The following is a 15,688-nucleotide window of genomic DNA, read 5'->3' as shown; positions in this document are numbered from 1 at the left end:
AGCGCATCGAACCCGGCCGCGGCGGCGGTGAGCGGGTTCGGTGCGGTGCTGGTCATAGGTCCATCCAAACACGGACCACTGACACTAGAACGGCCAAAGAATTAGCTTTTGATCTGGGATTTTGTCCAACAGTTGATGCTTGCTCGGAGTGCCCTTCGACAGGCTCAGGGAACGGGACTCCGCGGTTGCCGAAGAGTATCGACAGCCTCGGGCTGTTCCGACGCGCTCAGAGGGCGCTGCTCAGTCGAGCGACGCCGGGACGAGCCGGAACCCACCCTCGGTGACCGGCTCGAGCCGCAGTTGGAAGAGACCGTCGATCACGAGGTCCGCATCGAGTTCGTGCGCCTCGTGCGTCCCAGCGATGCCGACCGTCCAGCAGCCGGCGGCGCGCGCTGCGGCGAGCCCGGCGGGCGCGTCCTCGAACACGACGCACGGCTGCGACTCCATGCCCAGCCGGGTGCGGCCGAGCAGGAACGGTTCGGGGTCCGGCTTGCCCTTCGTGACGTCGTCGAAGGTCACGACGACCTCCGGCCGCACGAGCCCGGCGGCCGTGATCCGGTTGCCGGCGATGAGCCTCGTGCCGCTCGTGACGATCGCCTTCGCGTCGTCGCTGAGCGCCGCCAGTGCCTCCGCCGCCCCCGGGAGCGCGATGACGTCGGCGACCTCGTCGGCCTCGATCTCGATGATCCGTGCGAGTGCTTCGGCGACCTGCTCGGGTGGGAAGATCGCGGCGAGCACCTGGGCGGCGGGCTGGCCATGTCCCGCGGCGAGCAGGTCGCCCTCGAGACCGTATTCGCGGGCGAGCTGCGCCCATGACCGGTTCACGGCCGGCGTCGAGTCGATGAGGGTCCCGTCGAGGTCGAAGAGTCCTGCGGCGAAGACCTGGTCGAAGATCGGTGCGGAGGCCTCGATGGTCCGTCCGAGGCCGAGCGCGCGTTGGACGGCGGCGAGCTGCTGCGAGGTGGACAACGCCGCTTCGATCGACAGATGCTCGATGGCGGGTGGGGTGTCGGTCGACGGGTCCACGATGTGCGTGTCCCGCTCGGCACCGCGTTCGGCCCGGCGGGCTGCGAGCGTGGCTGCATCGGCGCGCAGCCAGACGACCTTCGGGACGATCCCTGCCGCCTCGACGAGCGCGTCCCATTCGGCGCCGCCGCGGAGTTCCGCGGTGAAGGGGGCGACGAGCACCGCGCCGACACCGCTGTCGCGCTGGTCGGCGAGGACCGCTCGGAGGGCCGCGTACCGTGCCGGACGCATGGTCGGGCGCAGCTTCGCGTCGTTCCAGTGGAGCGGTTCGGCACCGTCGGGATCGGTCAACGCACCGAGACCGTCGAGCAACGGATTGGTGATGGTGTCGAGGTCGAGGAGCGGGAGTCGGAGGGCCCGGGCGAGCTCACGTCCGAGGGTGGTCTTGCCGCTTCCGGCTGCTCCTGCGACGACGACGATCACGCTGACTCCTCGATGATTCCGGGATGGCGACCCGCATCCGAGGGGGCTGAACGCCTCTTCGATGCAAGTTCCAAATGAATTTGATCTCTTTCAGACAACGTTGCTTGACAACGTTGTCGGTCTGCGGTCAGTATAGGCGCACGAAGGAACGACGGGGTTCTGCAGCTGCACCACCCCGACCGATGACAACGCTGTCAGGAGGTGGAGCCCATGGGCACCTGCAACCCCGCGATCACCGCGACCAGTCCGATCCGGACACGTGCGCACGTCCCGTCGCTCCAGGCCGGCTGCGACGTCCGGCCCGTTCCGCTTCCCGTCAGGGGGACCCGCTGATGCGGCCGCCCGGGATCAAGGATGTGGCTGCGCAGTCCGGCGTCAGCATCAAGACCGTCTCGCGGGTGGTGAACGGCGAACCGTCCGTGCACCCCGAGACCCGAAGCCGCGTGCTCGAGGCGATCGATCGCCTCGGGTACGTGCCCAACACGGCCGCCCGCTCGCTGAAGTCCGGCACCGGCGGCGCGATCGGCGTCCTCATCGACTCGCTCGCCGACCCGTTCTTCGCCTCGCTCGTGAGCGCCATCGAGGCCCGCGCGCTCAAGGAGGGCCTGAGCGTCCTCGTGGCGAGCACCGGGCTCGACGAGGGGCGCGAGCGCGACCAGCTCACCGGGTTCATCGCCGGCCACCAGGTCGCCGGCGTCATCATCGCCCCGGTCGCCGCGGAGCTGCCCTACCTCGAGGCGTTCCGGAACGTGACGCCCGTCGTGGCCGTCGACCGTCCGCTCGCCGCCTTCGACAGCGTCGTGGTCGACGACTACGCCGCCACCCAGCTCGCTATCCGCCAGTTCGTCGAGCTCGGCCACACCCGCATCGCCTTCTACGACCGGGACGAACGCTTCCTCACCATCCGTCGGCGCTACCGGGGCTACACCGACGTCCTCGCCGAGGCGGGGATCGACCTCGACCCGTCACTCGTCTCCTGGACCATCGACGGCTCGCTCGACTACGCCGCCGAGACGGAGCGCCTGCTCGGGCTCGAGGACCCGCCCACCGCGTTCTTCGCGTCGAACGCGAAGGCGGCGATCGGTCTGACGAGCTCCCTGCACCGCATCGGGCGCGAGGAGACGGCGCACATCGCGTTCGGCGACTTCACCCTCGCCGACGTCCTGCGGCCGGCCGTCAGCTGCATCAACCAGGATCCGTTCGTCATCGGCACCGCCGCGATCGAGCGACTCCTCGAACTGCGCGAATCACCTGCCGACGAACCGCGCGAGTGGGTCGTCCCGACCTCCCTGGTGTCGCGTGGTTCCGGAGAGATCCCAGGCCCGGCGCCGCGTCACACCGTGGACGCACGCACCGCGTCCACCACGAGCATGGTCGGAGGACCAGCAGCATGAGCACGACCCAGCCCACGAGGCTCGCCCAGCCGACGCGACTCGCGCCGAACCTCATCGAGCACTTCTACCGCGGCGGCGACCGCATCGCCGGCCTGCGCGGTATCGAGCAGCAGAGCGAGTTCCAGCCGGAGGAGTGGCTCGGAGCGACCGTGAGCCGCGCCGACCAGGAGCCCGGCGGCGCCATCGGACTCGCCCGCACCGTCGACGGCGTCCTCCTCCGAGACCTCGTCGCGGCCGACCCCGAGCAGTGGACCGGGGCAGGACAGGACCACGGCACCGACGCGGCCGACACCGGCATCCTCGTCAAGCTGCTCGACGCCCGTCAGCGACTCCCCGTCCACGTCCACCCGGATCGAGCGTTCGCCGCCTCCCACCTCGACTGCGCCTACGGCAAGACGGAGGCCTGGTTCATCCTCGACGCCGAGCCCGGTTCGGCGGTCCACCTCGGATGGAGCGAGGACGTCGAACCCGACGAACTCGACCGCCGTCGCGACGCCCAGGACAGCGAGTGGATGCTGTCGCACATGAACCGGATCGTCGTCGAGCGCGGCATGGGCATTCTCGTGCCGGCCGGCACGGCCCACGCGATCGACGGCGGCATCTTCCTCGCGGAGGTGCAGGAACCGACCGACCTCTCCATCCTCCTGGAGTGGTCGGTCACGACCTCGACGCGCGACGAGTCCCACCTCGGCCTCGGGTTCGAGACCGTGATGGGCGCGGTGTCGACGAAGGCGCTCCCGCAGTCCGAGATCGAACACCTCGTCGTGCTGCACGACCTCGACGCCCGGACGGATGCACCGGTCTCGTTGTTGCCCGCGGCCGCCGACCCCTACTTCCAGCTCTTCGCCGTGGCGCCCGGCACCGACGGCAGCGCATCCGTGGACGCCGGCTTCTCGGTCGCACTCGCGCTCACCGGCGCAGGCGCGCTGGTCCCGGAGGCCGGCGCCGAGGCCGTCGACTTCGCAGCCGGGGAGGTCTTCGCCGTCCCGGCCGGGTTCGGGCCCTGGACCGTCAGCGGCTCGGGCACGGTGCTCGTCGCCGGACCCGGTGCGGGCTGGCCGGCGACCCTCGCGTCGGGAGACATCCGATGACGCCACCCCTCGACGCAGGACCCGAGATCACGCAGCAGCGCACCACACACCACCGCCCCGAACGGCGGTACGACAGCCACCACACGCCGGACCCGTCCACCGGGGCCGGCTGGAAAGGAACGAGAACGACATGACGACTCCCGTCTTGGAGGCCAGAGGCCTCACCCGGCAGTTCGGGCACGTCCGCGCCCTCGACGAGGCGGACTTCGAGGTCTACCCCGGCGAGGTCACCGCCCTCATCGGCGACAACGGCGCAGGCAAGTCCACCCTGGTCAAGGCACTCTCCGGCAACCTCGCGGTCGACAGCGGCGTGATCAGGTTCGAAGGCGAACCGATCACCCTCACCTCGCCCATGCAGTCGAGTGCGCTCGGCATCGAGACGGTCTACCAGGACCTCGCACTCGCGCCCCACCTCGACCCCGTGCAGAACGTCTACCTCGGCCGCGAGATCATGCGGCCGGGCCTCGGCGGCCTGCTCGGCCTCATGAACGTCAAGGAGATGAGCAAGCAGTCGCGTCACGCCTTCGACGAACTCGGCGCGACCGTCCGTTCGCTCACCGACCCGGTGGGCGCGATGTCCGGTGGGCAGCGCCAGGCGATCGCCATCGCCCGTGCGGTGCACTGGGCCAACAAGGTCGTCTTCCTCGACGAACCGACGGCCGCCCTCGGCGTCCGTCAGACGAAGAACGTGCTCGAAACGATCCGCCGCGTGCGCGACAAGGGCATCGCGGTCGTCTTCATCAGCCACTCGATGCCGCACGTCATGGAGGTGTCCGACCGCGTGCAGGTGCTGCGGCTCGGCCACCGCGCGGCGACGGTCGACACGAAGGACACGAACATGGAAGAACTCGTCGGTCTCATGACCGGTGCCAGCACGAGGAACGTCGCATGAGCGCGGTGAAGCAGGCCGAGATGGGGCCGGAGACGACCGCCATCGAGACGGCCAAGGACCGGGAGACCCCGATCAAGAAGCTCTTTAAGGCTCAGGCCTTCCAGATCTTCATCGTCCTCCTCGTCGTCATCGCGATCTTCTCCGCGATCGCACCCGACACCTTCGCGCAGCTGTCCAACCTGCGGCTCGTCGTGCAGAACGCCTCCATCCTCGCGGTGCTCGGCGTCGGCATGACCTACGTCATCATCACCTCCGGCATCGACCTCTCGATCGGCTCCGTCCTCGTCTTCTCGGGCGTCGTGTCCGCGACGACGATGCGGGCCATGGGCGGCGACGACTGGGGGACCGCGATCGTCGGCATCCTCGTGTCGATCGGCGTCGGCATCCTCTGGGGTACCTTCAACGGCATCCTCATCTCCAAAGCGAAGGTGCCGCCGCTGATCGTCACCCTCGGTAGCCTCGGCATGGCGCTCGGCCTCGCCCAGATCCTCACCGGCGGCGTCGACATCCGCGAGGTGCCGTCGGTCCTCACCGATTCGATCGGGTACGGCAACATCTTCGGCGCAGTCCCGATCATCTCGGTCATCGCCCTCGTCGTCGTCATCATCGGTGCGCTCGTCCTCCACAAGACGAAGTTCGGCCTGTACACCTACGCGGTGGGCTCGAGCGAGGAGGCGGCACGACGCGTCGGCGTGAAGGTCGACCGTCACCTCATCCGCATCTACGCGATCTCGGGTGGCCTCGCGGGTCTCGCCGGCATCCTGTCGCTGTCGCAGTTCGGCACCACCGCGATCGCCGGTCAGTCGCAGACGAACCTGAACGTCATCGCCGCGGTCGTCATCGGTGGCACCTCGCTCTTCGGTGGCTACGGGACGATCTTCGGCACCGTCGTCGGTCTGTTCATCCCCGCCGTCCTCCAGAACGGCTTCGTCATCACCGGCGTGCAGCCCTTCTGGCAGCAGGTCGCGGTCGGCGCCGTCCTCATCCTGGCCGTCTACGTCGACCAGGTCCGCCGTTCCTCCGCAGCCCGCGGTGGATCCACGAGCTTCTGGCGAGCCCTCGTCAGCAGGAAGAAGAAATAACCCCTACACAGATCAACACCCCCCGCACCATCCCAGTAGTCCAGCAGTTCAAGAGAAACGGGAAATCACAATGAAGTGGAAGAAGTCAGTTCTCGGAGTCCTCGCGCTCGGCGCGTCGGCAGGCCTCATGCTCACCGGGTGTTCCGGTGGCGCGAGCTCGGGCGGCAGCAGCGCAGGCGCAGGTTCCGACGGCTACAAGATCGCGTTCATCCAGGGCGTCGCAGGCGACGAGTTCTACATCTCGATGCAGTGCGGTATCGAATCGGCGGCGAAGGATGCCGGCGCGACGGTCACGACCCAGGGTCCGGAGAAGTTCGACCCGACGCTGCAGAAGCCGCTCGTCGACTCGGTCGTCGCCTCGAAGCCGGACGCGATCCTGGTCGCCCCGACCGACGTGAAGGCCATGGAGGCCCCGCTGAAGGCTGCGGCCGACGCGGGCATCAAGGTCGTCCTCGTCGACACCACCGTCGACGACCCGTCGTTCGCGGTCTCGCAGATCTCGAGCGACAACAAGGGCGGCGGCGCTGCGGCGTTCGACGCGATCAAGGAAGCGCACCCTGAGGGCGGCAAGGTCCTCGTGGTCTCGGTCGACCCCGGCATCTCGACCACGGACGCCCGTGCCGAGGGCTTCCAGGAAGCGGTCAAGGGCGATGACAAGTTCACCGACCTCGGCGTGCAGTACAGCCACAACGAGCCGTCCACGGCTGCCGAGATCGTGACCGCGGCGCTCCAGAAGGACCCCGACATCGTGGGCATCTTCGCAGCGAACCTGTTCGCGGCCGAAGGTTCCGCGACCGGTGTCAAGCAGGCCGGCAAGGAGGACTCGGTCACCATCGTCGGGTTCGACGCGGGTCCCGCCCAGGTCAAGCAGCTGAAGGAGGGCACCGTCCAGGCGCTCGTCGCTCAGGAGCCGGCCACCATCGGTTCCGATGGTGTCGCCCAGGCGATCGCTGCGCTGAACGGCGACAAGGTCGAGGCCAAGATCCAGACCGGCTTCACCATCATCACCAAGGACAACGTCGACGGCGACGCGAAGGATGCCGTCTACCAGTCCAAGTGCGGCTAGGCCTTCCGGCCACTCCGCATCACCAGACCGCGACGGCGTCGGAGCATCGAGCTCCGGCGCCGTCGCGCTGTGTCCGGTCCGCCCTGCCTCGACGCCACCCTCCACGGGGTGCGAGAATCGCGACATGACCCAGGTGATCGTCGCGGCGACCGCGGTGCGCCGGCTGTCCGACGATGCTCCGGGACGGATCGAGGCGGAGGTCGTCGATGCGGCGGGGCGAGCCCACCGCCTGGTCATCACGGTCCCCGAACGCGCGAGCCATGCGGTCAGCGCGTCGACCGACGTCCCGTTCCGAATCGGGCTCCGGGCCGAGTACGTGCGGATGGAGGGACCGGCCGTGGTGATCCGGTTCGCGGACGGCGTCACCACCACCGAGGGCCTCGGCGGGATCCGCCTGGACCCGGACATCGTCCACTGGCTGTGAACGACTCGATCGACTGACGGTCGGGTCGGCGACGAGTCCTAGGCGACGAGGGTGAGGAGGCGCGCGACCTCGGCGGCGACGGCGCCGCGCGCGGGCCCCAGGTACTTCCGCGGATCGACGAGCGAGGGGGTCGCGTCGAGGTGCTCACGGACGGCTCGGGTGAAGACGCCGTTGATGTGGGTCGAGATGTTGATCTTGCGCATGCCCGCGTCCACCGCCCGCACGAGGTCCTCGTCGCTCACGCCGCTCGAACCGTGCAGGACGAGCGGGACGGGGACGGCCGACGCGAGTTCGCGGATGAGGCCGAAGTCCAGGGTCGCGCTCCGCGACGTCATCGCGTGCGAGCTGCCGACCGCGACCGCGAGGCCGTCGACGCCGGTGCCCGCGACGAACGCCGCAGCCTCACCGGGGTCGGTCCGGACGCCGGGCGTGTGTGCGCCCCCCTTCCCGCCGATCGCCCCGAGTTCCGCCTCGACCCACACGCCCTGCGCCTGAGCCGCGCGGGCGACCACTGCGGTGCGCTCGCGGTTCTCCTCGTCGGGGAGGGTGGCCGCATCGAACATGACCGAGGTGAAACCGAGACGCACCGCCTCGTCGACGAGCGTCTCGTCCTCGGCGTGGTCGAGGTGCACGGCGGTCGCGGTGCCGGCCTCGCGGGCGAGCTCCAGACTCGCGAGCCCGATCGGCGCGAGGCCGCCGTGGTACCTCGCCGCGTTCTCGGACACCTGCAGGATCACACCCCGGCCCGCGAGCTCGGCGCCGCGGAGGATGGCCTCGCCGTGTTCGAGCTGGATGACGTTGAAGGCGAGGACGGCGCGCTGCGCGTCGAGGAGCACGGCGGTGGAGACGAGCGTCATGATGGTTCCTCTCGGGGTGCACGCGGGACGATCGACCCGGTGCCGGTGGGGATGGTCAGGTGGTGGCCAGCAGCAGCTCGGGTCCGCTCTCGGCGAGTGCGTCGACGGTGTCCGGGTCGAGCCCGTCGTCGGTCACGATCTGGTCGAACTCGTCGAGTCCCGCGGCCCGGTGGAACGAGGTGGTGCCGAACTTCGCGGCGGTGACGGCGAGGATGCGTCGTCTGGAGATGTCGAGCATCGCCCGCTTCACCTCGGCCTCCTCGGGCAGGGTCGTCGTGGCGCCCGAGGTGAGCCCCACCCCGTTGGCGCCCAGGACGGCGACGTCGGCGTGGAGCCCCGACAGCCGTTCGACGGTCCACGCGCCGACGGTCGCCTGGGTGACGGCGCGGACCCGCCCCGGCAGGGCGAGCACGGTGAGTCGCGGCCGGTCACCGAGCAGGGCGACGATCGGCAGGCTGTTCGTCACCACGAGGAGTCGGCTGGCGTGGGGGAGGAGTGCGGCGACCTCCAGGGTCATCGCACCGGAGTCGAGGAGGACCACTCCCTCCTCGGGGAGCTGCTCGACGACGAGCCGCGCGACGGCAGCGCGCTCGATGCGCTCGCCTTCGCGGCGTCGTTGGAGGCTGGGCTCGAACGCGGGTCGCCGGGCGAGGACCGCGCCACCATGGTGGCGGCGGATGAGCCCCTGTCGCTCGAGTACCGCGAGGTCGCGACGGATGGTCTCCGGCGTGACGCCGAGTCGGCTGCTCAGCTCGGCGACCGACAGGGCGCCGTCGCCGTCGCGGGCACCCGCGAGGATCGCGGCGTGACGCTCTGCTGGGTACATGACTGCTCCGTCCGGTCTGGCCAGCGTATCCGAATCTGTCCGATATCCCTTCCGATTCGGTGGGATCGGTGCGAAGATCAACATGATCGGGCGCACCCGACGACGACGATGACGACGAACGGAAGGCCGCCGATGGCTGAGCACGGGCCGCACAGCGCACCCCACGAGTCGAGGTCGCGGTTCCTCCTCGGGATCGACGTCGGGCAGACCGCCGTCAAGGCCGTCCTGCACGACGAGCGGTTGCACCCGGTCGCCGTCGCTCGGCGCGCGAGCCCCGTCGACCGCCCGGTCGCCCGGCACGCCGAGCGGTCGCAGGACGACCTGTGGGCCGCGGTCGCCGACGCGGTGTCGGAGGTGATGGCGACGTCGGGTGTCGACCCGAGCCTGGTCGCCGCCGTCGGGATCACCGGCCACGGCGACGGCCTGCACCTCGTGACCGCCGCCGGAGCGCCGGTCGGCCCGGCCATCACGGCGATGGACTCCCGGGCGCACGTCGAGGCCGCCGAACTCGCCTCCGATCCCGACCGGCTGCGCGTGGTGCTCGAACGCTCCGGACAGCTGCCGACGCCGGGTGCCGCCGGCAACCTCCTCCGCTGGCTGCTCCGCCACGACCCGGAGCGTGTCCAGCAGGCAGACGCGATGCTCTTCTGCAAGGACGTGGTCCGCCTGCGGCTCACCGGCGAGATCTCCACCGACTACTCCGACGCCTGCGCCTCCTTCCTCGACGTCGGGACCGCCACCTGGAGCGCCGAGGTCCTCGACGCCTACGGCCTGCCCGCCGAACTGCTCCGTCTGCTGCCGCCGATCAACCCGAGCGGCACGATCGTCGGGTCGGTGCTGCCGGCGGCCGCCGCGGTCACGGGCCTCGTCGCCGGGACGCCGGTCGTGTCGGGACTCCACGACGTGCAGGCCTCGTCGATCGGCATGGGAGCGCTCGTCCCCGGGCGGCTCGCCCTCGTGGCCGGCTCGTTCAGCACGAACGGCGTGACGACGACCCAGCCCGACGTGGACCCGCGGTGGCAGTCCCGCCTCTCGATCACCCCGGACCTGCGGATCGCGATGTCCACCTCGGCGACGGCATCGCCCTCCTTCGACTGGACGCTCCGGCTCCTGGGCGTGACCGACGCCACCGGCCGCGACGCGCTGATCGCCGAGGCAGCAGCACTCCTTCCGGAGGAGCAGGTGCCGCTCGTCCTGCCCTTCCAATCGGACTCGCCGCTCGGCGCCGAGGCGTCGGCCACCCTCGTCGGCGTCCGAGACTGGCACACCCGGGCACACGTCCTGCGCGGAGCCCTCGAGGGCATCGTGCTCATGCACCGTTGGCACACCCGGGCGCTCGGCGAACGGTTCCGGTGGGACGAGCCGATCGTCCTCGGCGGCGGCCTCGCGCGGTCGCCGCTGTACGTGCAACTCGTGGCCAACGCCCTCCGGGCGCCCGTGACGGTCGTCGACTCCGAGGAGGCCGGAGCCCTCGGCGCCGCGATCGTCGCCGGGGTCGCCATCGGACTCCTGCCGTCGGTGGAACAGGCCCAGCACGACGTCGTCCGACACGCACCCGCCGTCCTGCCGACGGACGCCTCGGCGGCGTACTGGGCGGGGGTCGGAACCGCGTTCGACGAGCTCGTCGATGCCCTCGTCCCCTGGTGGCGACGACGGGCTGAGGAGTCGATCCCGGACGGTCCGGCGTGGGAACGCGACGACCGTGCCGGGGTGGAACGATGAGCGCGTCCGTCGGCGGCCGCGGGACGGCCACGTCCAGTCCGGTGGACGACCGGCGTCGGGAGATCCTCACCCGACTCGACCAGGACGGGCGGGTCGAAGTCGGCGTGCTCGCAGTGGACCTCGGTGTGACCGAGGAGACGATCCGGCGCGACCTCCGCGTGCTCGAACTCGACGGACGCCTCCGACGCGCGCACGGCGGGGCGGTGCGCACCGACCTCGACCCGGGCCAGGACTCCGGAGTGTCCGGTACGCTCGCCGCGCGGGCGCTGACCCTGGTCGACCCGGGCTCAGCGGTCTTCCTCGGCGCGGGCTCAGCCTGCGAAGCGCTCGCCGGGGGCCTCGCGACGACCGCCGGGACCGTCATCGTGACCGCTTCGGTGCCGGTCGCCCTGGCCGCGGCCGCTGCCGAGGGAGCGGCCGTCGTCCACCTCGTCGGCGGAACGGCGGACGGGCGCGGCGTCCTCACCGGTGCCTGGGCGCGCGAGCAGCTCGCCGGCCTCCGCCTCGACGTCGCGGTCGTCGAGGCGCTCGGTGTCTCCGCGGACGGCCGACTGCTCCACGCCTCGCCGGAGGAGGCGGCGGTCGTCGCGGCCGCGGTCGAACTCGCCTCCGCGGCGATCCTCCTGGCCGACCCGGCGACGTTCGGCGCCGACGGCCTCGCGGCCTCCGTCCCGGCCGCCCGCCTCGACGTGGCGGTGGTGCACCACGGCGTCGACGAACCGACCCTCGACGCCCTCCTCACGACCGGCGTCCGCGTCGAGACGGTCGGGGTGGACGCATGAGCGGCATCGTGACGGTCACGCCGGCGGCCGCGATCGACCAGACCTACCGCGTCGACGGGCTCCGACTCGGCGACGTCAACCGGGCGGTGGGCGTGTCCACCGAGCTGAGCGGCAAGGGCGTCAACGTCGCGCGGGCGGTCACCCTCTCGCCGCTCCCGGTCCGTGCGGTGGTGCCGATGGGTGCGGACGGACGGATCCTCGCCGACGACCCGGCGCTCCGGACGTTGCTCGCCGTCGTTCCGACCGACGGTCGGACACGCGTCAACACGACCATCCTGGACGCGGCGACCGGGACGACCAAGGTCAACGAACCGGCGATCCCGCTGCGTGCCGAGGACTGGGCCGCCGTCGTCGCCACCTCCGGCGCGGAGATCGACCGGATCGGCGCGGACTGGCTCGTCCTCTCCGGCACGATCCCGACGGTCCAGGGAAGCACCGGCCCCGTCGACATCCTCCAGTTGCTCCGTCAGGCGGGTGACCGGGGAGCGCGCGTGGCCGTCGACACCGCGGGTGCGGCGCTCGAGACCGCCGTCGCGAACCTCGACCTCGTCCACCTGCTCAAGCCGAACGCGCACGAGCTGGCCGAGCTCACCGGCCGTGAGCTGCTGACGATCGGTGACGTCGCGTCCGCCGCCGACGAACTGCACCGTGCCGGCTGCGACCTCGTCTACGTGAGCATGGGGGCAGACGGGGCGCTCCTCCGCACCGCGGCGGGGCTGTGGCACGCGCACGTCGCAGCCACGGTCGTGAACACCGCCGGTGCCGGCGACGCCTCGTTGGCCGGATTCCTCGTCGGACTCCACGGCGAGGACGGCCGGGACGACCCGGCGGCCGCGGTCGCGTCGGCCGCCGCCTGGGGTGCGCTCGCCGTGTCGAGCGCGACGACCATCCTCACCTCCCTCGAGGCGCTGACCACACCGGTCGCCGTCCAGGACCCCGACCCGACGACACCGCTGAGCGAGCCGGCCACGCCGCCACGCGACGAGACGGCGACGCCATGATCGATCAGGCCGTTCCACGCTTCCACGCCGCCGTGGACCTCGGTGCGTCGAGCGGTCGCGTCATGCTCGGCCGCTGGGCCGACGGCCGCTTGGCGCTCACCGAGGTGCACCGGTTCCCCAACGGCCCGATCACGCAGGACGGTCGACTCCGGTGGGATGCGGAGCGCCTGTTCGAGGAGACCCTCGTCGGGCTCGCGGAGGCCGTCCGGATCGCAGCGGCCGCGGGCGGTGTGCTCGACGGGATCGGGGTCGACAGCTGGGGCGTCGATGTCGCCCTCGTGGGCGTCGGCAGCGGTACCGCGTTCCCGACCGTGCCGCACCACCGCGGCGCCGACGCCGACGGTCCGGCCCGTGCCGCCGTGCTCGTCGACGCCGCGACGGCCTACGCGGTGACCGGCGTGCTGGAGCAGACCATCAACACCTCCTACCAGCTGCGGTCCCGTGCCGAGGAGCTCGACGTCCGCCGAGCCGACGGCGATCGCCCGACCGTGTTGCTCGTCCCGGACCTCTGGGTGTGGCTGCTCACAGGCGTCGTCGGAGCGGAGCGCACGATCGCCTCGACGACGCAGCTGCTCGATCAGGGCACCGGCGACTGGGCGGCGGAGCTCATCCGTCGCTGGGGTCTCGACGGCTTCGACTTCCCGCCGGTGGTCGCACCGGGGACGGTCGCCGGCCCGACGACGCCGGAGGTCACCGCGCGTCTCGGGTCGAGCGTGCCGATCCCCGTCCACCGCGTCGCGGAGCACGACACCGCGTCCGCACTCGCCTTCGCCCGCCCGGACGGCGCGGAGCTCCTCGTCTCGAGCGGCAGCTGGTCCCTCGTCGGGGTGTGCCTGCCGGCGCCGGTGCTCACGGAGCACTCGCGGGACGCCGGCTTCACGAACGAGGCCGGTGCCGCCGGATCCTCCCTGCTCCTCCGCAACCTGGCGGGGATGTGGCTGCTCACGGAGTGCGCCCGCGCCTGGTCCGCAGAGGACGGGAGCGCGGTCGACCTCGTCGAACTCGTGGCGGCCGTGTCGGAGGCAGAAACAGACGCGGCCACGGACGTCACGCCCGCCGTGTTCGACGTCGCCGACCCACGCCTGCTCGTGCCGGGGGACATGCCGGAACGCATCGCGACGCTTTGCCGGGAGACCGGACAGCGTCCACCGGGCGGACGGAGCGACACCGTGCGCAGCGTGGTCGAGAGCCTCGCGGTCGCCTACGCCGAGACGGTCCGGGCCTGCGAGGCGATCACCGGGGTGACGATCCGTTCGGTCCGCATCGTCGGCGGCGGATCGCGCAACCGGCTCCTGTGTGCCCGCACAGCGGCACGGACCGGTCTTCCGGTCACCGTCGGCCCGGCGGAGGCTTCGGCGCTCGGCAACCTGGCCGTGCAACTCGTCGCGGCCCGTCACGCGCCGTCGCTCGACGCGGTCTACCGGCACGGCCAGGACGATCACGACCATGACCATGACCATGAGCGGACACCGACATGACCGACCGCATAGACCAGCCGGAGACCGAGACGGACCTCCTCGACCGCTTCGTCGCCTTTTCGCGCGACCTCGGCCGCCCCGATCGGGCGTGGGCGCTCCTGGCGGAGGGCAACACCTCCCTGCTCCTGCCAGAGGACGGTGTTCGGACGATGCTCGTGAAGGCGAGCGGCGCGTCCATGGCCGTGGCGACCGCCGACGACGCGGTCCGTCTCGCGATCGGACCGGTGCTCGACCTCGTCGACTCGCACGCGGGCGGGGACGCCGAGGTGGCCGCGCTGTTCGATGCCGCGGCGCTCGCGGGGAACGGTCGGCGCCCCTCGGTGGAGGCGATCCTCCACGCCGTCTGCCTCGACCTGCCCGGCGTCGTCGCGGTCGGCCACACCCACCCCGTGCCGGTCAACGCCCTGCTCTGCTCGCCGTCGGCCGACACCCTGACCCGCGGTTCGCTCTTCCCCGACCAGATCGTGGTCCTCGGCACCGATCCGCTGCTCGTGCCCTACGTCGACCCCGGGCTCGAACTCGCCCGCACGGTCCGCCGGATGCTCCGTGGGCAGCTCGCCACGACCGGCCGGGTGCCGAAGGTCGTGTACCTGCAGAACCACGGGATGTTCGCCCTCGGTTCGAGTGCGGCCGAGGTCCTCCGGATCACCGAGATGGCCGTGAAGGTCGCCCAGGTGCTCCTCGGAACGCTCGCCGCGGGCGGGCCGGTGTACCTGAGCGACGAGGCCGTCGCACGCATCGACACGAGACCCGACGAACTGCTGCGTCGAGCCGCGCTCGCCGCACAGGAATCCACGACCCACCGCGCCGGGACGGCGCACGGAAGGACCACGACATGAGCCAGCCGACCAGCGCCACCGACCTCACCGGGCAGGTCGCGATCATCACCGGAGCGTCCTCGGGCATCGGCCGCTCGTACGCCCAGGCGCTCGCCGCCGCCGGGGTGCGCACGGTCCTCGTGGGACGCTCCACCGAGCGACTCTCGGCCGTCGCCGACGCCCTGCCGACACCGAGCGTGTTCCTGGCGGGCGACCTCGCCGACCCCGCCGTGTCCGAGCAGGCCGTCGCCCTGGCGCTCGCCGCCTTCGGACGCCTCGACATCGTCCTCGCCAACGCGGGCCTCTACGTCGGTGGTGACGTCGTCGACACCCCGATGACCGCGATCGAGGAGCTCGTCGGCGTCAACGTCCTCGGAGCGATGGCGACGGTTCGCGCAGCGCTGCCGCACCTCGTCGAGCAGGGTGCGGGCGACGTCCTGGTGACGAGCTCGGTGTCCGGGCACCAGGACATCCACTGGGAGCCCGTCTACTCCGCGACGAAACACGCCATGCAGTCGTTCGTCCACACCACCCGGCGGAACCTCGTCGGATCCGGGGTGCGGATGGGCGCGGTCGCCCCCGGCGTCGTGCTCAACGAGCTGTGGGGGATCGCGGAGGGGGCCTCAGGCGTGGAGGACCAGATCGCCGCACGCACCGGCATCCGCTCCGAGGACGTCGCCGACGCCGTGCTCTTCATGCTCACCAGACCCCGACACGTCACCATCCGCGACCTCGTCATCCTGCCCACCGACCAGGAGATCTGAGCGACTCGCGTCGCCCGACGACACCTCCATCAGCCCGCCCCG

The 15,688-nt window shown here is 71.2% G+C and carries 15 protein-coding genes; 12 read left to right on the top strand and 3 right to left on the bottom strand.

Annotation, left to right across the window (positions count from 1 at the left end; genetic code table 11):
- Positions 1 to 240: 240 nt before the first annotated feature.
- The gene (locus tag AC4PMY_RS16990) at positions 241 to 1,449 is read right to left on the bottom strand and encodes an HAD-IA family hydrolase (protein WP_491623256.1); all 1,209 of its coding nucleotides are present in this window, start codon (positions 1,447 to 1,449) and stop codon (positions 241 to 243) included.
- A gap of 356 nt (positions 1,450 to 1,805) precedes the next feature.
- Here AC4PMY_RS16990 and AC4PMY_RS16985 point away from each other — a divergent pair, with 356 nt between their 5' ends.
- From AC4PMY_RS16985 to AC4PMY_RS16960, 6 genes are all read left to right on the top strand, one after another.
- Positions 1,806 to 2,843 carry a LacI family DNA-binding transcriptional regulator gene (locus AC4PMY_RS16985; protein WP_491623255.1) on the top strand — a complete coding sequence of 346 codons (1,038 nt, stop codon included), beginning with the start codon at positions 1,806 to 1,808 and terminating at the stop codon, positions 2,841 to 2,843.
- Positions 2,840 to 3,934 carry a class I mannose-6-phosphate isomerase gene (locus AC4PMY_RS16980; RefSeq protein WP_491623254.1) on the top strand — a complete coding sequence of 365 codons (1,095 nt, stop codon included), beginning with the start codon at positions 2,840 to 2,842 and terminating at the stop codon, positions 3,932 to 3,934. Before AC4PMY_RS16985 ends, AC4PMY_RS16980 begins: the two co-directional genes overlap by 4 nt.
- A 130-nt stretch (positions 3,935 to 4,064) precedes the next feature.
- On the top strand, positions 4,065 to 4,826 hold the full coding sequence (locus AC4PMY_RS16975; protein ID WP_064294785.1) for an ATP-binding cassette domain-containing protein: 762 nt from the start codon (positions 4,065 to 4,067) through the stop codon (positions 4,824 to 4,826).
- Positions 4,823 to 5,908, top strand: coding sequence for an ABC transporter permease (locus tag AC4PMY_RS16970; protein ID WP_064294786.1), 1,086 nt, complete (start codon positions 4,823 to 4,825; stop codon positions 5,906 to 5,908). The genes AC4PMY_RS16975 and AC4PMY_RS16970 overlap by 4 nt, the downstream gene beginning before the upstream one ends.
- 70 nt (positions 5,909 to 5,978) lie before the next feature.
- The gene (locus AC4PMY_RS16965; RefSeq protein WP_064294787.1) at positions 5,979 to 6,974 is read left to right on the top strand and encodes an ABC transporter substrate-binding protein; all 996 of its coding nucleotides are present in this window, start codon (positions 5,979 to 5,981) and stop codon (positions 6,972 to 6,974) included.
- Between the two features lie 124 nt (positions 6,975 to 7,098).
- The gene (locus tag AC4PMY_RS16960; RefSeq protein ID WP_064294788.1) at positions 7,099 to 7,398 is read left to right on the top strand and encodes a hypothetical protein; all 300 of its coding nucleotides are present in this window, start codon (positions 7,099 to 7,101) and stop codon (positions 7,396 to 7,398) included.
- Between the two features lie 38 nt (positions 7,399 to 7,436).
- Here the strand turns inward: AC4PMY_RS16960 and AC4PMY_RS16955 are convergent, their stop codons facing one another.
- Both AC4PMY_RS16955 and AC4PMY_RS16950 read right to left on the bottom strand, forming a co-directional pair.
- Positions 7,437 to 8,255 (bottom strand): class II fructose-bisphosphate aldolase, encoded by an 819-nt coding sequence (locus AC4PMY_RS16955; protein WP_491623253.1) that lies wholly within the window; start codon positions 8,253 to 8,255, stop codon positions 7,437 to 7,439.
- 55 nt (positions 8,256 to 8,310) lie between these two features.
- Entirely contained in the window at positions 8,311 to 9,081 is a 771-nt protein-coding gene (locus AC4PMY_RS16950; protein ID WP_491623252.1) for a DeoR/GlpR family DNA-binding transcription regulator, read from the bottom strand.
- Between the two features lie 132 nt (positions 9,082 to 9,213).
- Between AC4PMY_RS16950 and AC4PMY_RS16945 the strand changes: the two genes are divergently transcribed.
- The 6 genes from AC4PMY_RS16945 to AC4PMY_RS16920 are packed head-to-tail and all read left to right on the top strand — an operon-like array spanning position 9,214 to position 15,646.
- Positions 9,214 to 10,803: an FGGY-family carbohydrate kinase gene (locus tag AC4PMY_RS16945; RefSeq protein WP_491623251.1), complete on the top strand. Its 1,590-nt coding sequence runs from the start codon at positions 9,214 to 9,216 to the stop codon at positions 10,801 to 10,803.
- Complete coding sequence (locus AC4PMY_RS16940; protein ID WP_491623250.1) at positions 10,800 to 11,585, top strand: DeoR family transcriptional regulator; 786 nt, start codon at positions 10,800 to 10,802, stop codon at positions 11,583 to 11,585. Before AC4PMY_RS16945 ends, AC4PMY_RS16940 begins: the two co-directional genes overlap by 4 nt.
- Positions 11,582 to 12,586, top strand: a complete 1,005-nt coding sequence (locus AC4PMY_RS16935; protein WP_064294793.1) for a 1-phosphofructokinase family hexose kinase — start codon at positions 11,582 to 11,584, stop codon at positions 12,584 to 12,586. The genes AC4PMY_RS16940 and AC4PMY_RS16935 overlap by 4 nt, the downstream gene beginning before the upstream one ends.
- Positions 12,583 to 14,064, top strand: coding sequence for a rhamnulokinase (locus tag AC4PMY_RS16930; RefSeq protein WP_064294794.1), 1,482 nt, complete (start codon positions 12,583 to 12,585; stop codon positions 14,062 to 14,064). The genes AC4PMY_RS16935 and AC4PMY_RS16930 overlap by 4 nt, the downstream gene beginning before the upstream one ends.
- The gene (locus AC4PMY_RS16925) at positions 14,061 to 14,903 is read left to right on the top strand and encodes a class II aldolase/adducin family protein (RefSeq protein ID WP_491623249.1); all 843 of its coding nucleotides are present in this window, start codon (positions 14,061 to 14,063) and stop codon (positions 14,901 to 14,903) included. The genes AC4PMY_RS16930 and AC4PMY_RS16925 overlap by 4 nt, the downstream gene beginning before the upstream one ends.
- The gene (locus AC4PMY_RS16920; protein WP_064294796.1) at positions 14,900 to 15,646 is read left to right on the top strand and encodes an SDR family oxidoreductase; all 747 of its coding nucleotides are present in this window, start codon (positions 14,900 to 14,902) and stop codon (positions 15,644 to 15,646) included. Before AC4PMY_RS16925 ends, AC4PMY_RS16920 begins: the two co-directional genes overlap by 4 nt.
- Positions 15,647 to 15,688 lie beyond the last annotated feature (42 nt).

This window comes from Plantibacter sp. MDV22-iso1 (assembly GCF_058408345.1).
This window is presented reverse-complemented; position numbering and strand designations above follow the sequence as displayed.

Excerpts from the sequence above, each read along its gene's own strand:
- AC4PMY_RS16980 (WP_491623254.1), top strand. The coding sequence starts at position 2,840 with ATGAGCACGACCCAGCCCACGAGGCTCGCCCAGCCGACGCGACTCGCG.
- AC4PMY_RS16975 (WP_064294785.1), top strand. The coding sequence starts at position 4,065 with ATGACGACTCCCGTCTTGGAGGCCAGAGGCCTCACCCGGCAGTTCGGG.
- AC4PMY_RS16970 (WP_064294786.1), top strand. The coding sequence starts at position 4,823 with ATGAGCGCGGTGAAGCAGGCCGAGATGGGGCCGGAGACGACCGCCATC.
- AC4PMY_RS16965 (WP_064294787.1), top strand. The coding sequence starts at position 5,979 with ATGAAGTGGAAGAAGTCAGTTCTCGGAGTCCTCGCGCTCGGCGCGTCG.
- AC4PMY_RS16960 (WP_064294788.1), top strand. The coding sequence starts at position 7,099 with ATGACCCAGGTGATCGTCGCGGCGACCGCGGTGCGCCGGCTGTCCGAC.
- AC4PMY_RS16955 (WP_491623253.1), bottom strand. The coding sequence starts at position 8,255 with ATGACGCTCGTCTCCACCGCCGTGCTCCTCGACGCGCAGCGCGCCGTC.
- AC4PMY_RS16950 (WP_491623252.1), bottom strand. The coding sequence starts at position 9,081 with ATGTACCCAGCAGAGCGTCACGCCGCGATCCTCGCGGGTGCCCGCGAC.
- AC4PMY_RS16945 (WP_491623251.1), top strand. The coding sequence starts at position 9,214 with ATGGCTGAGCACGGGCCGCACAGCGCACCCCACGAGTCGAGGTCGCGG.
- AC4PMY_RS16940 (WP_491623250.1), top strand. The coding sequence starts at position 10,800 with ATGAGCGCGTCCGTCGGCGGCCGCGGGACGGCCACGTCCAGTCCGGTG.
- AC4PMY_RS16935 (WP_064294793.1), top strand. The coding sequence starts at position 11,582 with ATGAGCGGCATCGTGACGGTCACGCCGGCGGCCGCGATCGACCAGACC.
- AC4PMY_RS16930 (WP_064294794.1), top strand. The coding sequence starts at position 12,583 with ATGATCGATCAGGCCGTTCCACGCTTCCACGCCGCCGTGGACCTCGGT.
- AC4PMY_RS16925 (WP_491623249.1), top strand. The coding sequence starts at position 14,061 with ATGACCGACCGCATAGACCAGCCGGAGACCGAGACGGACCTCCTCGAC.
- AC4PMY_RS16920 (WP_064294796.1), top strand. The coding sequence starts at position 14,900 with ATGAGCCAGCCGACCAGCGCCACCGACCTCACCGGGCAGGTCGCGATC.